Here is a 16,182-nt window from a genome sequence, read left to right as displayed (position 1 = left end):
GCGGGCCGGCCTCGTCGTGTGTGCGGGCCGGAGCAGGCCTCAGACCAGGCCGAGCGCCAGCATCGCCTCGGCCACCCGCGCGTAGCCGGCGATGTTGGCCCCCGCGACGTAGTCGCCCGGACGGCCGTACTCCTCGGCGGTGGCGTGGCACCGGTCGTGCACGTCGATCATGATCTCGCGCAGCCGGTTCTCCGAGTAGGCGAAGCTCCAGGAGTCACGCGAGGCGTTCTGCTGCATCTCCAGAGCCGAGGCCGCGACGCCACCGGCGTTCGCCGCCTTGCCGGGCGCGAAGAGCACGCCGGCTTCCTGGAACACCTTCACGGCCCCCGGGGTGGTCGGCATGTTGGCGCCCTCGCCGACGACCAGGCAGCCATTGCGGGCCAGTGCGGCCGCGCCGTCGGCGTCGAGCTCGTTCTGGGTGGCCGACGGGAGTGCGACCTGGCAGGGGACCTCCCAGATCGACCGGTCGGAGACCAGCTCGGCGTGCGGCACCGTGTCGGCGTAGGTGCTGATCCGCTCGCGGCGGACCTCCTTGATCTCCTTGAGGAGCTCGAGGTCGATGCCCTTGGGGTCGTGGATGAACCCGCTGGAGTCCGACGCGGCGACCACCCGGCCACCGAGCTGGTGCACCTTCTCGATGGTGTAGAGCGCCACGTTGCCGGATCCGGAGACCACGACGTCCTTGCCCTCGAACGAGTCGCCCCGCGACTTCAGGACCTGCTCGACGAAGTACGTGCAGCCGTAGCCGGTGGCCTCCCGGCGGACCTGGGCGCCGCCGTAGACGAGGTCCTTGCCGGTCAGCACCGCGGACTCGTACCGGTTGGTGATCCGCTTGTACTGCCCGAACAGGTAGCCGATCTCCCGCGACCCGACGCCCATGTCGCCGGCCGGGACGTCGGTGTACTCGCCGATGTGCCGGTACAGCTCGAGCATGAAGCTCTGGCAGAACCGCATGACCTCGCGGTCCGAGCGCCCGCGCGGGTCGAAGTCCGACCCACCCTTGCCGCCACCGATCGGCAGCCCGGTGAGGGCGTTCTTGAACACCTGCTCGAACCCGAGGAACTTGACCGTGCCCAGCAGCACCGAGGGGTTGAAGCGCAGGCCGCCCTTGTACGGGCCCAGGGCGCTGTTGAACTCGACCCGGAACCCGCGGTTGATGTGGATGTCGCCGCTGTCGTCCTCCCACGGCACCCGGAAGATCACCTGGCGCTCGGGCTCGCAGATCCGCTCGACTATGCGCGCCTGCGCGTACTCGGGGTGCTTGTCGACGGCTGGTCCGATGCTCTCGAGCACCTCCCGGACTGCCTGGTGGAACTCCGCTTCACCGGGGTTGCGGGCAAGCACCCGCTCGTAGATCGGTTCCAGCTTGTCGTGCATCAGCCCTGCTCACGTTCCTTCCCGAGTGGGGGTGGGACACCGCGAGCATTCTATTTCCTGCTCAGGGCACCAACTCGGCCGGTCGGGGCCCTCGGCTCACCCGGACCGGCCATCCAGTGACGTCGGACTCGTGCGGGGCCTCGTCGGAACGCGGTGCCCCGCCGTCCACGGCGACCTGCGGTTCCGGTGACGTCACCGGCCCGCCGGAACCCGTCCGCCGAGGTCACGCTACGCGCATTCGTGGTCGACGACCGGTGACGGATGTGAGTCGTGTCTCGATACGGCCGCGGATGCCCATGCCTGCGCACGTCACATGTGATGTGCATCGTACGCTCTCCCGACGCCGCTCCCGCGCGGCGACAGCAGTATCGAGACACGGCGCCGTGTCCGGGCCCGCACCGGGCCGCGGTGCCGGTGAGACGACAGGAGCTCCCGCGCGTGTCATCCACCACTGACACCAGCGGCCGGACCGGCGCAGGCCGGGCCACGATCGCCGCCCGAACACTGCGCACCGACCGATGGTGGCTCCCACCGCTGGCGACGTTCGTCGCGTTCGTCGCCTGGGTCGCGTACGCGACGGTCCGGGCGTTCATGCAGGAGTACTACTACGTCGCCGACTACGGCTACCTGACGCCGTTCTACTCGCCGTGCGTCTCCGTCGGCTGCGTCGAGAGCGCCGCGCACTTCGGGCGGTTCCTGCCCGACGTCTGGTGGCTGCCCTACGCCGCGGTCTCGCTGCCGTTCCTGCTGCTGTTCCGGCTGACCTGCTACTACTACCGGAAGGCCTACTACCGGGCGTTCTGGTTGTCGCCGCCGGCATGCGCGGTCACCGAGCCGCACGCGAAGTACACGGGGGAGACCCGCTTCCCGCTGCTGCTGCAGAACGCGCACCGGTACTTCTTCTACATCGCCGGAATCATCACGCTGATCAACACCTATGACGCGGTGCTCGCGTTCGCCAAGCCCGACGGCGGATTCGGGCTCGGGCTGGGCAACATCATCCTGGTGGCGAACGTGGTCCTGCTCTGGGGCTACACGGTGTCCTGCCACTCGTGCCGCAGCGTCGTCGGCGGCCGGCTCAACCACTTCTCCCGCCATCCGGTCCGCTACAAGATGTGGACCTTCGTGTCGAGGTTGAACACCCGGCACAGTCAGTACGCCTGGGCGACGCTGGCCAGCCTGGCCATCACCGACTTCTATGTCATGGCCGTCGCGGCCGGGTGGATCTCCGACCTGCGGATCGTGGGGTGAATTCGACAATGACCGAAGAAGAGATCGAGCAGCACACCTACGACGTCGTCGTCATCGGTGCCGGTGGGGCCGGGCTCCGCGCGGCGATCGAGGCGCGGCTGCAGGGCAAGCGCACCGCGATCATCTCCAAGTCGCTGTTCGGCAAGGCGCACACCGTGATGGCCGAGGGCGGCTGCGCGGCGTCGATGGGCAACGCCAACCCGAACGACAACTGGCAGGTCCACTTCCGCGACACGATGCGCGGCGGGAAGTTCCTCAACAACTGGCGGATGGCCGAGCTGCACGCCACCGAGGCCCCGGACCGGGTCTGGGAGCTGGAGACCTACGGCGCGCTGTTCGACCGCACGCCCGAGGGCAAGATCAGCCAGCGCAACTTCGGCGGGCACACCTACCCGCGGCTGGCGCACGTCGGCGACCGCACCGGCCTGGAGCTGATCCGCACCCTGCAGCAGAAGGTCGTCTCGCTGCAGCAGGAGGACTTCGCCGAGACGGGCGACTACGAGTCCCGGATCCGGGTCTTCCACGAGTGCACGATCACCGAGCTGTTCACCACCGACGGCGCGATCTCGGGCTGCTTCGGCTACTTCCGCAACGACGGCCGGTTCGTGCGTTTCGACGCGCCGGCCATCGTGCTGGCCACCGGGGGCGTCGGGAAGAGCTACTCGGTGACGTCGAACTCCTGGGAGTACACCGGCGACGGCCACGCGCTGGCCCTGCGCGCAGGCGCGTCGCTGATCAACATGGAGTTCCTGCAGTTCCACCCCACGGGGATGGTCTGGCCGCCGTCGGTGAAGGGCATCCTGGTCACCGAGTCGGTCCGCGGGGACGGCGGGGTGCTGCGCAACTCCGACGGCGAACGGTTCATGTTCGACTACATCCCGGACGTGTTCCGGGACCAGTACGCCACCTCCGAGGAGGAGGGCGACCGCTGGTACACCGATCCGGACAACAACAGGCGCCCGCCGGAGCTGCTGCCCCGCGACGAGGTGGCCCGGGCGATCAACTCCGAGGTGAAGGCCGGGCGCGGCACCCCGCACGGCGGCGTCTACCTCGACGTCTCGACCCGGCTCAAGGCGGAGGAGATCCTCAAGCGACTGCCGTCGATGCACCACCAGTTCAAGGAGCTGGCCGACGTCGACATCACCGCCGAGCCGATGGAGGTCGGTCCCACCTGCCACTACGTGATGGGCGGGGTCGAGGTCGAGCCCGACACCGCGATGTCGGGGGTGCCGGGACTGTTCGCGGCCGGTGAGGTCGCCGGCGGCATGCACGGCTCCAACCGGCTCGGCGGCAACTCGCTGTCGGACCTGCTGGTGTTCGGCCGCAGGGCCGGGCTGCACGCCGCGCAGCACGCCGACCGGGGCCGTCCGGCCGTCGTCGAGTCCGAGGTCCGGGCCGCGCTGGACCGGGCACTGCTGCCGTTCTCCACCGCCACCGACGGCGGTGAGAACCCGTTCGTCGTGCACCAGGAACTGCAGAAGACGATGCACGAGCTCGTCGGCATCATCCGCAAGGAAGACGAGATGGAGATGGCCCTCAAGAAGCTCGAGGACATCGCCACCCGGACCCGCACGGTGACCGTCGAGGGACACCGCCGGTTCAACCCGGGCTGGCACCTCGCGCTGGACCTGCGGAACATGCTGCTGGTCTCGCTGTGCGTCGCGAAGGCGGCACTGGAGCGGCAGGAGTCCCGCGGTGGGCACACCCGCGACGACTACCCGGTGATGGACTCCGACTGGCGGCACCTGCTGCTGGTGTGCACCGCGCTGGGTGAGGACGGCATCGAGCTGACCCGCCAGGAGCAGATCGCGATGCGCTCGGACCTGTTCGACCTGTTCGAGTCCGACGAACTGAAGAAGTACTACACCGGTGAGGAGCTGGGCGGACACCGGATGGAGGGATCGCAGTGACGAGTACCGAGAAGGACACCCACCTCCAGCACTTCCGTGTCTGGCGAGGGGACGACACCAAGGGCGAGCTCGTCGACTACGCGGTCGAGGTGAACGAGGGCGAGGTCGTCCTCGACATCATCCACCGGCTGCAGGCCACCGAGGCGAACGACCTGGCCGTGCGCTGGAACTGCAAGGCGGGCAAGTGCGGCTCCTGCTCGGCGGAGATCAACGGCAGGCCGCGCCTGCTGTGCATGACGCGGATGAACACGTTCGAGCCGAACGAGGTCGTCACGGTGACGCCGATGCGGACCTTCCCGGTGATCCGGGACCTGGTCTGCGACGTGTCGTTCAACTACACCAAGGCCCGTGAGATCCCGTCCTTCCACCCGCCGGAAGGGGTGGAGCCGGGGGAGTACCGGATGCAGCAGGTCGACGTCGAGCGGAGCCAGGAGTTCCGCAAGTGCATCGAGTGCTTCCTGTGCCAGAACACCTGCCACGTGGTGCGCGACCACGAGGAGAACAAGGAGTCGTTCTCGGGCCCGCGTTACCTGATGCGTCAGGCCGAGCTCGACATGCACCCGCTCGACGCGCACGGCAACCGGGCGGCCGAAGCGCAGGAGGAGCACGGCCTGGGCTTCTGCAACATCACCAAGTGCTGCACCGAGGTCTGCCCCGAGCACATCAAGATCACCGACAACGCGCTGATCCCGATGAAGGAGCGGGCGGTCGACCGGAAGTACGACCCGCTCGTCTGGCTCGGGAACAAGATCTTCCGGCGCCCGGGGTCCTGACGCCGGCTGCTCAGTTCCCCATCGAGCGGCGGATCTCCTCGAGGCGGTCCGCCGCTCGGCGCTCCCGGTCGTCGAACGCGTCCGAGGCCTCCCGGGCCCGGGCGTCGCCGCCGGCGAGCTCCTCGGCGGCCGCCGCCGTCGCGGCGCGGCCCTCGATCCGGTCGCGGACGAACTCGAACGTCGGTGCTCCGTCGTCGGTGTAGTCGGTGGAGCCGGTGTGGTCGGTGGAGCCGGTGTGGTCGGTGGCGGGCTGCTCGGCCGGGCCGGGGACGGCCGCAGGCTGCGTCGGATCGCTCGTCGGGTCGCTCATCGGATCTCCTAGGGGCGGGTCAGGCGACCGTACCGGCCGGCGGGGCCGGCGCACCGATGAGAATGCGGGCCGGGAGAGGTCGGAGCTGACATGACGACGTTCGCACTGGTCCCCGGGGCCGGGACAGACACCTGGTACTGGGGCCCGCTCATGTGGGAGCTGACCGGGCGCGGCCACCGCGCCGTCGCGGTCGAGCTGCCCTGCGACGACGACGGGGCCCACCTCGAGGACTATGCCGACGCCGTCGTGGACGCGGTGAAGTCCGGCGACGGCGACCCGGACGACCTGGTCGTCGTCGGGCACTCGTTCGGCGGGTTCACCGCACCGCTGGTCTGCGACCGGCTCGCGGTCCGCGAGCTGGTGCTGGTGACGGCGATGGTGCCGGCGCCGGGGGAGTCCGCGGCGCAGTGGTGGGCGGCGACCGGGCACCCCGAGGCGCTCGCCGCGCAGGACGCGAAGGACGGCCGGGATCCCGACGACGTCGTGGCGCTGTTCTTCCACGACGTCCCGGAGCAGACCGCGAACGAGGCGCTGCGCCACGAACGCGAGCAGTCCGCGACCGCGTTCGAGCAGCCGTGGCCGCGCGACGGCTGGCCGGACGTGCGCACCCGCTACCTGATGTGCCGCGACGACAAGCTGTTCCCGTCGGCGTTCGTACGGACGATGCTCGCGCGGCGGCTGCGCGGGACGGTCCCCGAGGCGATCCCGGGCTCGCACCACCCGATGCTGGCGCACCCCGCACGACTGGCCGGTGCGCTGCTGGCGCGATGATGCCCGTGTGGCGCGCACGCGGATCCGGGAGCTGGTCGTGGTGCACGACGCGAGTTGCGCGCCGTGCTCACGGATCGCGCGGGAGCTGCCCGGCTGCGTGACCGTGCGGGTCCGGGCGCGGTCGTGCCGCGAGCCACGCCTCGCCGAGATCTACCCGAACCTGCCCGCCGACGTCGCCGCCTGCCGGACGCCCGCGGTCGGGGTGCTGCGTACTGACGGGCAGGTGCGCTGGTGGAGGGGGATGCGCGGGGTCGTGGGGATCGCGCCCGTGGTGCGCCCCGGGGCCCTCCCGGCGGCCGTCCGGCTCCTGCGGGCGACGGTCGCGGCCCGGCGCTGACCCCCGGCGCACCGGGCCCGGCGGGATCACACGTGGCGCGCGCGACGTGTCCGTTAGCGTGGGCGGCGTGACGATCTCGGGGTACGGGTCCTGGCCGACACCGGTCACGTCCGAGCTGGTGGTGACGGCTGCGGTGCGCCTCGGCGACGTCCGGCCGGCCGGCGCACCGAGAACCGAGGACACCGGGGTGGTCTGGGCCGAGGGCCGGGCCACCGAGGGCGGGCGGATCCAGCTGGTCCGCCGGGCCGACGACGGCTCCCGCACCGACCTGCTGCCCGCGGGCGCGAACGCGCGCACCGCCGTGCACGAGTACGGCGGCGGCGCGTGGTGGCTGCACGCCGGCAGCCCCGGCGTCGTCTGGTACGTCGAGTGGTCCGACCAGCGGCTGTACCGCCTGGAGCGCGGCCGCGATCCGGTCGCACTGACCCCGGAACCGTCCGTCCCGCGCGGGGACCGCTACGCCGACGGCGACGTGGCCGGCGACGGCTCCTGGCTGGTCGCGGTCCGCGAGCACCACCCGTCCGAGCAGGCACCGGCCACCGAGGTGGTCAACGAGATCGTCCGGCTCGACGCCCGCGCACCGTCCGCGCCGCAGGTGCTGGTCACCGGGCCGGACTTCGTCGCCGCGCCCCGGATCTCCCCGGACGGCGCCGCGCTGGCCTGGCTGTCCTGGAACCACCCGTCCATGCCGTGGGACGACGTCGAGCTCACCGTCCGCGACCTGGCGTCCGGTGTGGACATGAACGTCGCGGGCGGGCCGGGTGAGTCGGTCACCGAACCGCAGTGGCAGCCCGACGGGTCCCTGACGTTCCTGTCCGACCGGACCGGCTGGTGGAACCTCTACCGCTGGATGCCCGGCCAGGACATCGAGGCGATGATCCGGATCGACGCCGAGATCGGCGTGCCCGGCTGGGCGCTCGGGGGGTCGCGCTACACCTTCCTGGAGGACGGCCGGGTGGTGTTCGCGCGGTCGTCGCACGGTTTCGACGCGCTGGCCGTCCGCGAGCTGGACGGGACGGTCACCGAGCTGGACACCCCGTTCTCGGTGGTCGCGTCGGTGCGCCCGGACGGCCCGCACGCCGTCGTCTGCGTCGCGGGGAGCCCGACCGCCGAGCCCGGCGTGCACCGGGTCGTGCCCGCACCGGCCGGTACGGGCGAGCCGGGTGCTGCCGGGGTGCAGACCCTGCGGGCGCCGCGTGATCTCGGCCTGCACCCGGAGACGATCTCGGTGCCGGAGCCGATCCAGTTCCTCTCCGGCGACGCCGAGGGCAACCCGCGCACCGGCTACGCGCTCTACTACCCGCCGTTCGGCACGTACGACGCGCCCGAGGGTGAGCTTCCGCCGCTGCTCGTGGTGATCCACGGCGGGCCGACCGGTGCCGCGGTACCGGTGCTGTCGGTCGGGGTCCAGTACTGGACCAGCCGCGGGTTCGGTGTCGTCGACGTCGACTACGGCGGCTCCACCGGGTACGGCCGCGAGTACCGCGAGCAGCTCAGGGGGGCGTGGGGGATCGTCGACGTGGCCGACTGCCTGGCCGCCGCGCGCACTCTCGCCGAGACCGGCCGGGTCGACCCGGCGCGGCTCGCGATCCGCGGCGGGTCGGCAGGTGGGTTCACCACGCTCGCCGCCCTGGCCCGCGAGGACACGCCGTTCTCCGCCGGGGCCGACCACTTCGGGGTCGCCGACCTGGCGGCGCTCGCCGCGGACACGCACAAGTTCGAGTCCCGCTACCTGGACGGCCTGATCGGGCCCTACCCGCAGGCCCGCGACGTCTACACCGAGCGGTCGCCGCTGACCCACGTCGGTAAGTTCTCCACGCCGCTGATCGTGCTGCAGGGTGACGAGGACGCGATCGTCCCGCCCAACCAGTCCGAGATGATCGTCGACGCGCTGCGCTCGCGCGGGGTCCCGGTCGCCTACCTGCTCTTCGAGGGCGAGCAGCACGGTTTCCGGCAGGCGCAGAACATCCGCCGCGCGCTCGACGCGGAGCTGGCGTTCTACTCGCAGGTCTTCGGGTTCGCGCTGCCCGAGGACGAGGACATCGAGCCGGTGGAGATCGAGAACCTCTGAGGATGCCGAGCCGTCCTGCCGCCGGGCACTTCCTCGCCCGGACGACCCTGACCCCGGACGCGCCGCTCGAGGGCTACCCGTTCGACCTCCCGGTGGTCCGGTGGCTGCGCGAGCGCGGCGGCCTGAACCTGTACCCCGGCGTGACGTTCCTGGTGGGGGAGAACGGTTCCGGCAAGTCCACGCTGATCGAGGCGCTCGCCGTCGCCCTCGGGCTCAACCCCGAGGGCGGCTCGAAGAACTTCCGGTTCGCCACCCGGGCCAGCGAGTCCGGCCTCGGGGCGCACCTGCGGGTGGCGCGCAGGCCGGGGCGGGAACGGACCAGCTTCTTCCTGCGCGCCGAGTCGTACTACAACGTCGCGACCGAGGTGGAACGGCTCGACGAGGAACCCGGCGGTCCGCCGATCAAGGCGGCCTACGGCGGCTCCGGCCACGAACGCAGCCACGGCGAGTCGTTCCTCGCCCTGCTCAACCACCGCTTCGGCCCGCGCGGGCTCTACCTGCTCGACGAGCCCGAGGCGGCGCTGTCGGTGACCGGTGCGCTGGCCGTCCTCGGCCGGATGGCGGACCTGACGGCCCGCGGGAGCCAGTTCGTCGTCGCCACGCACTCGCCGATCCTGCTGGCCCTGCCCGGCGCGACGATCCTGGAGATCGGCGACGACGGCGACGTCCGCCGGACCACCTACGACGACGCCGCCCCCGTCGTCCTCACCCGGGGGTTCCTCGCCGACCCGGACGCGTTCCTGCGGCACCTGTAGGACGGCGGGTCCCGGGATCGATGAACCCGGGACCCGCCGCCGTCCGTGCGGATCAGAGGCCGGCGCCCTGACCGATCGGCGGGGCGGTCAGGTCGGGATCGGCGGTCTTCGCCTTGCGCGGCCCCTGGGAGAGCCGCTTCTCCACCAGCCGCGAGATCCCGGTCAGGATCAGGCACAGCCCGATGTAGATGACCGCGATCACCAGCGCCACCGGCAGGATGGGGGATCCCAGCTGGTTCTGGCTCCCGAGGAAGCGTGCCTGGTAGAGCAGCTCCGGGTAGAGGATGATGAAGCCGAGCGCGGTGTCCTTCAGCACGACCACGAGCTGCGACAGGATCGTCGGCAGCATCGACCGGATCGCCTGCGGCAACAGGATGCTGGTCATCACCTGGGTCTTGCGCAGGCCCAGGGCGTACGCCGCCTCCCGCTGGCCGCGGGGGACGGCGTTGACCCCGGCACGGAACACCTCGGCGAGCACCGAGCCGTTGTAGAGCATCAGGCCCAGCACGACGGCCCAGAAGGCGTCGATCGTGATGCCCAGGCCGCGGTCGAGGCCGTAGTACAGGATGAAGATCAGAATCAGCAGCGGGACCGCACGGAAGAGCTCGATCACGACCGTCGCGGGAGCGCTGATCCACCGGTGGTCGGACAGTCTCCCCGCGGCGAACACCGCGCCGAACAGCAGCGAGAGCACCGCGGCGACCAGGAACGCGCTGACCGTCGCCCAGAGCGCGTTCAGCAGCAGGTACTGGATGTTGATGTAGGTGATCCACTCCCACAGCCGCGGGCTGAACTGCCCGGCGTCGTAGAAGCGGTAGATCACGAAGGCCAGCACCGCGACGATCACCGCGATCCCGAGGACGCCGGCGATGCGGTTGCGCGACCGGGCCACCGGGCCGGGGACGTCGTAGAGGACTGAAGTCATCGGGCAGCGCTCCACCGCTCGTCGAGGCGACGTTGCAGGATCGTCAGCGGGATCACCAGGAGGATGAAGAACAGCGCCACCCACAGCAGGCCGACGAACACGTTGTAGCCGCGCTCGGACAGGTTGGCGTAGATGCCGCCGGCCTCGACCACGGCGAAGCCGGCCGCGATCGTCGTGTTCTTCAGCAGCGCGATCTGGATGTTCGTCATCGGCGGGACGACCGCGCGGATCGCCTGCGGCAGCACGATCTGGCTCAGGGTCTGGGTGAAGCTGAAACCGAGCGCCCGCGAGGCCTCCGCCTGCCCGACCGGGACGGTGTTGATGCCCGAGCGGATGACCTCGCACACGAACGCGGCCGTGTACAGGGTCAGGCCGATGCAGGCAAGGGTGAAGAACGACAGCTCCACCAGCTCGAGGCGCGGGTAGGCGAAGGCGAAGAAGAACAGCACCAGCGTCAGCGGCGTGTTCCGCAGGACCGTCACGTACAACGTCCCGACCCCGCGCAGCACCGGGACCGGGCTCACCCGCATGCCGGCGACGATCGTGCCGAGGACCAGCGATCCGATCGCGGAGACCACGAACAGCGCGAGGGTGCCGCCGAAACCCCTGGCGTACAGGCCGAGGTTGTCCAGCAGGACGTTCACCGGGTGCTCTCCTTCCGTGCTCGGCCACGCGGCCGGCCGCCGGTGATCGACTCACCGGCGGCCGGGCCGTGGGGATGGTCAGTAGCGCTCGACCTGCGGCGGGTCGGCCGGGGTGCCGGACTTGCCCAGCGTGCCGTCGTAGATCGTCTTCCAGGTGCCGTCGTCGATCGCGGCCTGCAGCAGGTCGTTGACCTTGTTGCGGAACGCGGTGTCGCCCTTCGGGACGCCGATGCCGTAGGGCTCCTCGGAGAACGTCTCGCCGACGACCTTGAGCTGCTCCGGGTTCTGCGAGGCGTAGCCGAGCAGGATCGCGTCGTCGGTGGTGACGGCGTCGATCTGACCGTTGATCAGCTGGTCGACGCACTGGGTGTAGGTCTGGAACTCGACGATCTCGCTGGTCAGGTTCTGGTCCCGGACCCGCTGGATCGGGGTGGAACCGGTGGCCGAGCAGACCGTCTTGCCCTGCAGCGTCTGCGGGCCGGTGATCTCGGTGTCGTCGGCGCGGACCAGCAGGCCCTGGCCGGCGATGTAGTACGGGCCGGCGAACCCGACGCGCTCCTTGCGCTTGTCGTTGATCGTGTAGGTGCCGACGTAGAAGTCGACCTCCCCGCGCTCGATGACGTCCTCACGGGCGGCGGACGGCACGACCTGCCAGTCGATCTGGTCCGGGGCGAACCCGAGACCGCCGGCGACCATCTTCGCGATGTCGATGTCGAACCCGGAGAACTGACCGGTGGTGGCGTCCCGGAAGCCCAGGCCCGGCTGGTCGTCCTTCACTCCGACGACGACCCGCCCACGCTGCTTCATCTTGTCGAACGTCGGGGAGCCCTCGACGGTGACGTTCTGCGCGACGGCCGGCTCGTAGCCGGAGCCCTGCGCGCCGGGCGCGCCCTCCTGGCCACAACCGGCCAGCGCCAGTGCGGCGGCCAGGCCGGCCGCGACCAGCATGCGGGTTCTCTTCATGCGTCGATCTCCACTCGTGAGGGACGGGACCACCGTCGGTGCAGATATTCGTTCCGCGAGCGCCTCTCAGTGGGAGAGGATCTTGCCCAGGAAGTCCTTCGCGCGATCGGTGCGCGGGTTGGCGAAGAAGTCGTTCGGGGTGGAGTCCTCGACGATCTCGCCGTCGCTCATGAACACCACGCGGTGCGCCGCCTTGCGGGCGAAGCCCATCTCGTGGCTCACGACGAGCATCGTCATCCCCTCGGCGGCCAGCGAGGTCATCGTGTCGAGGACCTCGCTGACCATCTCCGGGTCCAGTGCCGAGGTGGGCTCGTCGAACAGCATCACCTTCGGCTTCATCGCCAGCGACCGGGCGATCGCGGCGCGCTGCTGCTGACCGCCGGAGAGCTGCGCCGGGTACTTGTCGCGCTGGTTCGCGATGCCGACCCGCTCCAGCAGCTGCAGGGCGGTCCGCTCGGCGTCCGACTTGGACATTCCGCGGACCTTGACCGGGGCGAGCGTGACGTTCTCGAGGATCGTCTTGTGGGCGAACAGGTTGAACGACTGGAACACCATGCCGACATCGGCCCGCAGTGCCGCCAGCGCCTTGCCCTCCGCCGCCAGCAGACAGCCGTCGACCTCGATCGTGCCGGTGTCGATCGGCTCCAGCCGGTTGATCGTCCGGCACAGTGTGGACTTACCGGAACCCGACGGGCCGAGCACCACGACGACCTCGCCACGGGCGACCTCGAGATCGATGTCGCGGAGGACGTGGAGGTCACCGAAGTGCTTCTGCACGTCGGTCATCCGGACCATGGGCGTGGACTCCGACGTGCTGGTCATGCTGCCTCCGGACATGGCGAGAGCCTGGACGGGACCGATAGGTGAGTCCACCACCTTGAGGAAGCCTTAGGGTCTCGGCCACGTAACGGAAGGGGCGGCCCGCGTGCACATCCTGCTGATCGAGGACGACGACAGGGTGGCGGCTGCATTGCGTCCCGCACTGCACCGGCACGGCATGACCACGACCCGGCTCGATCACGGGCGGGGCGCGGCCGGCCACCTCGACGGGGTCGACGTCGTCCTGCTGGACCTGGGCCTGCCGGACGCGGACGGGCTCGACGTCTGCCGGCAGATCCGGGCGGTCAGCGAGGTGCCGGTGCTGATGGTGACCGCGCGCGGCGAGATCACCGACCGGATCGAGGGCCTGCACACCGGCGCCGACGACTACCTGGTCAAGCCCTACGACATCGGCGAGCTCGTCGCCCGGGTGCACGCGGTGCAGCGCCGGCGCAAGGTCGGCGCGGACGGGACGGCGACGCCGGCCGGGACCGGCCCGGTGACGGTCGGGGACGTGCGCGTCGACCCCGAGCGGTACGCGGTGACGGTGGCCGGCGCCGATGTCGTGCTCACCCGCAAGGAGTTCCAGGTCCTCGCGCTGCTGGCCCGCGCCGACGGTGCGGTCTGCACCCGCGCGCAGATCGTCGCCGAGGTGTGGGGACGCGGCTGGGCCGGGGCGAACCGGACCCTGGACGTGCACGTCGCGACCCTGCGCACCAAGCTCGGCCGGCCCGAGCTGATCCGGACCGTCCGCGGCGTCGGGTACCGGTTCGCCGCCACCGAGGGCTAGCACGTGCGGAGCCGGTTGCTGCTGGTCTTCCTGGTGCTCGTCGGGCTGCTGGCCGCCGGGCTCGGGGTGCCACTGGCGCTCACCCACGCCCAGCGCAGCCAGGAGGAGGTCTTCACCGACCGGCTCACCGACACGATCTCGTTCGCGTCCGGGGCGCAGCGGCCGCTGATCGAGTCGCCGGGCGGGCAGGCCGCGGCGACGGCGTTCGCCGCCGAGATCACCCGCTACGACGAGGTGTACGACGTCGCGGTCGCCGTCTTCGACCGCTCCGGGGCGCTGCTGGTCGCCTCGCGCCCGCCCGAGCGCCTGCCCGATCTCGCCGGCGACCCGGCCGCCCGGCTGCGGGTGGCGCTGGCCGGCCGCCGGTCGGAGACCTACCCGCTGCTGATGCCCTGGGACGACCGGCCGATCGTGCTCGCCGAACCCGTGCTGGTCGACGGCGAGGTGGTCGGCGCCGCGATGACGATCTCGCCCACCGACGCGCTGCGCTCGGCCGAGCTGCGCAGCTGGTCGCTGATCGCCGGTGCGGCGCTGCTGGCGATGCTCGCCGGAGCCCTGGTCGCGCTGCCGCTCACGGTGTGGATCCTGCGCCCGGTCCGCCGGCTCGACGAGGCGATGGGCCGGGTCGGGACCGCCGTGGTCGCGGGCGCCCCGCCCGGCCGGCCGACCCGCCGGACCGGCCCGCCCGAGCTGCGGCTGCTCGCCGGGTCGTTCGACCGGATGACCGAGACCGTGCGCGAGGCGCTCGCCGCGCAGCGCGCCTTCGTCGCCGACGCCTCGCACCAGCTGCGCAACCCGCTCACCGCGCTGCGCCTGCGGTTGTCCAACCTGGACGGCCACGTGGAGCGCGGGGCGGCCGAGGAGCACCTCGCGGCGATGGAGGAGGCCGAGCGGCTGTCGCGGGTGCTGGACGGGCTGCTCGCACTCGCCCGTGCCGAGCGGGCGGCCGAGACCGGGTCCGGTGACACCGTCACCGATCTCGACCACGTCGTCGACGACCGGCTGGAGAACTGGCGGCCGCTGGCCGAGCACACCGGCGTCGAGCTGCGGCGCAGCGGGCCGCCGGCACTGCGGGCCCGGATCGACCCGGCCGGGCTGGAGACCGTGCTCGACGCGGCGCTGGACAACGCGCTGAAGTACACGCCGCCGGGCAAGCGGGTCCGGATCGCGACGCTGCGGGTCGCCGGCCGGGTGGGCGTCAGCGTCGTCGACAACGGGCCCGGGATGTCCATCGAGGACCGGGCCCGGGCCACCGACCGGTTCTGGCGCGCTCCCGGCCAGTCCAACACGGAGGGCAGCGGACTGGGGCTGGCGATCGCCGCCCGCACCGCGGCCGCGGCCGGTGGGCAGCTGACGCTCGATCCCGCGCCCGGGGGCGGGCTGCGCGTCACGCTCTGGCTCGAGCCGGTCTCCGGTGACGGCGTCCCGCCTGCTCCCACGTCCTGACCCGGGGCCGGGTCAGTAGCCCTTCGTCGACCGGTAGAACTCGACCGCACCCGGGTGCAGCGGGACCGGCTGGGTCCCGATCGCCGAGCGCGAGTCGATCGTCACGGCGGCCGGGCTCGCCTGGGCCAGCCGGGGCTGCTCGGCGAAGGCGGCGTCGATCAGGGCGCGGGCCGTCTCCCCGTCCATCGCGGCCGGCACCAGCAGCACGTTGCGCACCGACAGGCACGAGACGGGGCCGGGCAGGCCGTACACGTTGGCCGGGACGGTGCCCACCGAGTAGACGGGGAAGCGCTCGCGCATCCGGCCCAGCGCCTCGCCGAGATCCAGCAACCGGATCGGGAGCTCGTCGGCGAGGGCCCGGATGCCGTCGGTCGGGACACCGCCGGACCAGAAGAACGCGTCGATCCGCCCGGCGCGCAGGGCCTCGATCGCCTCCACGAGCCCCAGCTCGGCCCGCTCGCCCAGGCCGCCGACGCCGATGTCCGCGACATCGAGCAGGCGCAGCGCGATCGGTTGGTAGCCGCTGCCGGCCGGGCCGATCGAGACCCGCGCCCCGCGCAGGTCGTCGAGGGTGCGGAGCCGGGAGTCCCGCCGGACGACGAGGTGGGTGATGTCGTCGTAGAGCCGGGCCAGCGCGAGCGGTTCCGCATCCCCGATGACGTCCGCGGCGACGTCGGCGGCCACGTCCACCTGGCTGATCGCCACGGTGGCCCGGCCCCCGATCAACAGCTCCATGTTCTGGGTGCTGCCCGCGGTCATCAGCACCTCGGGGCGGGCCGGAAGGCCCAGCCGTGCCTGCCAGATCTCGGCCAGCACCCGGGCGAGGGAGATGTAGACGCCCGGCTGCACGCCACCGGCGATCACCAGCCGGGGTGGCGGGGCGGGCCCGGTGCACGCCGCGGTGCCCAGCGCCCCGGCCACGAGACCGGCGCGCAGCAGGGCACGGCGTGACAGCGCCGGCCCGCCCACGGTCCCCACGCCGTCATCCTCGCCGATGCCCCGCACGGCAGGTCGGGGCGGGTGGCGCCTACCCTCGGGGG

General features: G+C 71.6%; 16 protein-coding genes. 9 read left to right on the top strand and 7 right to left on the bottom strand.

Features of this window, described 5'->3' with window-relative positions; translation table 11 throughout:
* Positions 1 to 39: 39 nt before the first annotated feature.
* Positions 40 to 1,377 (bottom strand): NADP-specific glutamate dehydrogenase, encoded by a 1,338-nt coding sequence (gene gdhA / locus JOF36_RS28030; protein WP_210032769.1) that lies wholly within the window; start codon positions 1,375 to 1,377, stop codon positions 40 to 42.
* Between the two features lie 438 nt (positions 1,378 to 1,815).
* On the opposite strand from gdhA, the gene sdhC reads away from it, so the two are divergent.
* Genes sdhC through JOF36_RS28015 form a run of 3 tightly spaced genes read left to right on the top strand, consistent with a single transcriptional unit; the run spans position 1,816 to position 5,311 of the window.
* Positions 1,816 to 2,628, top strand: a complete 813-nt coding sequence (sdhC, locus tag JOF36_RS28025) for a succinate dehydrogenase subunit SdhC (protein WP_210032767.1) — start codon at positions 1,816 to 1,818, stop codon at positions 2,626 to 2,628.
* Between the two features lie 8 nt (positions 2,629 to 2,636).
* The gene (locus JOF36_RS28020) at positions 2,637 to 4,538 is read left to right on the top strand and encodes a fumarate reductase/succinate dehydrogenase flavoprotein subunit (protein WP_210032765.1); all 1,902 of its coding nucleotides are present in this window, start codon (positions 2,637 to 2,639) and stop codon (positions 4,536 to 4,538) included.
* Complete coding sequence (locus JOF36_RS28015) at positions 4,535 to 5,311, top strand: succinate dehydrogenase/fumarate reductase iron-sulfur subunit (RefSeq protein ID WP_210032763.1); 777 nt, start codon at positions 4,535 to 4,537, stop codon at positions 5,309 to 5,311. Before JOF36_RS28020 ends, JOF36_RS28015 begins: the two co-directional genes overlap by 4 nt.
* 10 nt (positions 5,312 to 5,321) lie before the next feature.
* Here JOF36_RS28015 and JOF36_RS28010 read toward each other — a convergent pair whose 3' ends face one another.
* The gene (locus JOF36_RS28010; RefSeq protein ID WP_210032761.1) at positions 5,322 to 5,621 is read right to left on the bottom strand and encodes a hypothetical protein; all 300 of its coding nucleotides are present in this window, start codon (positions 5,619 to 5,621) and stop codon (positions 5,322 to 5,324) included.
* A 90-nt stretch (positions 5,622 to 5,711) separates the two neighbouring features.
* Here JOF36_RS28010 and JOF36_RS28005 point away from each other — a divergent pair, with 90 nt between their 5' ends.
* The 4 genes from JOF36_RS28005 (at position 5,712) to JOF36_RS27990 (ending at position 9,555) form a co-directional block, all read left to right on the top strand.
* Positions 5,712 to 6,392 carry an alpha/beta fold hydrolase gene (locus JOF36_RS28005; RefSeq protein WP_210032759.1) on the top strand — a complete coding sequence of 227 codons (681 nt, stop codon included), beginning with the start codon at positions 5,712 to 5,714 and terminating at the stop codon, positions 6,390 to 6,392.
* Between the two features lie 7 nt (positions 6,393 to 6,399).
* The gene (locus JOF36_RS28000; RefSeq protein ID WP_210032757.1) at positions 6,400 to 6,729 is read left to right on the top strand and encodes a hypothetical protein; all 330 of its coding nucleotides are present in this window, start codon (positions 6,400 to 6,402) and stop codon (positions 6,727 to 6,729) included.
* A 67-nt stretch (positions 6,730 to 6,796) separates the two neighbouring features.
* Positions 6,797 to 8,800 (top strand): S9 family peptidase, encoded by a 2,004-nt coding sequence (locus tag JOF36_RS27995; RefSeq protein ID WP_307862626.1) that lies wholly within the window; start codon positions 6,797 to 6,799, stop codon positions 8,798 to 8,800.
* Between the two features lie 2 nt (positions 8,801 to 8,802).
* Positions 8,803 to 9,555 carry an AAA family ATPase gene (locus tag JOF36_RS27990; RefSeq protein ID WP_210032756.1) on the top strand — a complete coding sequence of 251 codons (753 nt, stop codon included), beginning with the start codon at positions 8,803 to 8,805 and terminating at the stop codon, positions 9,553 to 9,555.
* A 52-nt stretch (positions 9,556 to 9,607) separates the two neighbouring features.
* Here JOF36_RS27990 and JOF36_RS27985 read toward each other — a convergent pair whose 3' ends face one another.
* The 4 genes from JOF36_RS27985 to JOF36_RS27970 all read right to left on the bottom strand — a co-directional run bounded on the left by JOF36_RS27985 (position 9,608) and on the right by JOF36_RS27970 (position 12,882).
* On the bottom strand, positions 9,608 to 10,480 hold the full coding sequence (locus JOF36_RS27985; RefSeq protein WP_210032754.1) for an amino acid ABC transporter permease: 873 nt from the start codon (positions 10,478 to 10,480) through the stop codon (positions 9,608 to 9,610).
* A complete protein-coding gene (locus JOF36_RS27980) occupies positions 10,477 to 11,124 on the bottom strand; it encodes an amino acid ABC transporter permease (RefSeq protein WP_210032752.1) in 648 nt (215 codons plus the stop codon). Before JOF36_RS27980 ends, JOF36_RS27985 begins: the two co-directional genes overlap by 4 nt.
* Before the next feature lie 78 nt (positions 11,125 to 11,202).
* Entirely contained in the window at positions 11,203 to 12,087 is an 885-nt protein-coding gene (locus JOF36_RS27975) for a glutamate ABC transporter substrate-binding protein (RefSeq protein WP_210032751.1), read from the bottom strand.
* 66 nt (positions 12,088 to 12,153) lie between these two features.
* A complete protein-coding gene (locus tag JOF36_RS27970) occupies positions 12,154 to 12,882 on the bottom strand; it encodes an amino acid ABC transporter ATP-binding protein (RefSeq protein ID WP_210036286.1) in 729 nt (242 codons plus the stop codon).
* A 130-nt stretch (positions 12,883 to 13,012) separates the two neighbouring features.
* Here JOF36_RS27970 and JOF36_RS27965 point away from each other — a divergent pair, with 130 nt between their 5' ends.
* Positions 13,013 to 13,696 (top strand): response regulator transcription factor, encoded by a 684-nt coding sequence (locus JOF36_RS27965; RefSeq protein ID WP_210032748.1) that lies wholly within the window; start codon positions 13,013 to 13,015, stop codon positions 13,694 to 13,696.
* Positions 13,697 to 13,699: 3 nt separating this feature from the next.
* On the top strand, positions 13,700 to 15,142 hold the full coding sequence (locus JOF36_RS27960) for a sensor histidine kinase (RefSeq protein ID WP_210032739.1): 1,443 nt from the start codon (positions 13,700 to 13,702) through the stop codon (positions 15,140 to 15,142).
* A 12-nt stretch (positions 15,143 to 15,154) separates the two neighbouring features.
* Here the strand turns inward: JOF36_RS27960 and JOF36_RS27955 are convergent, their stop codons facing one another.
* On the bottom strand, positions 15,155 to 16,120 hold the full coding sequence (locus JOF36_RS27955) for a TAXI family TRAP transporter solute-binding subunit (protein ID WP_210032737.1): 966 nt from the start codon (positions 16,118 to 16,120) through the stop codon (positions 15,155 to 15,157).
* Positions 16,121 to 16,182 lie beyond the last annotated feature (62 nt).

The organism is Pseudonocardia parietis, assembly GCF_017876315.1.
In the GTDB taxonomy this organism is placed as follows: Bacteria; Actinomycetota; Actinomycetes; order Mycobacteriales; family Pseudonocardiaceae; genus Pseudonocardia; species Pseudonocardia parietis.
This window is presented reverse-complemented; position numbering and strand designations above follow the sequence as displayed.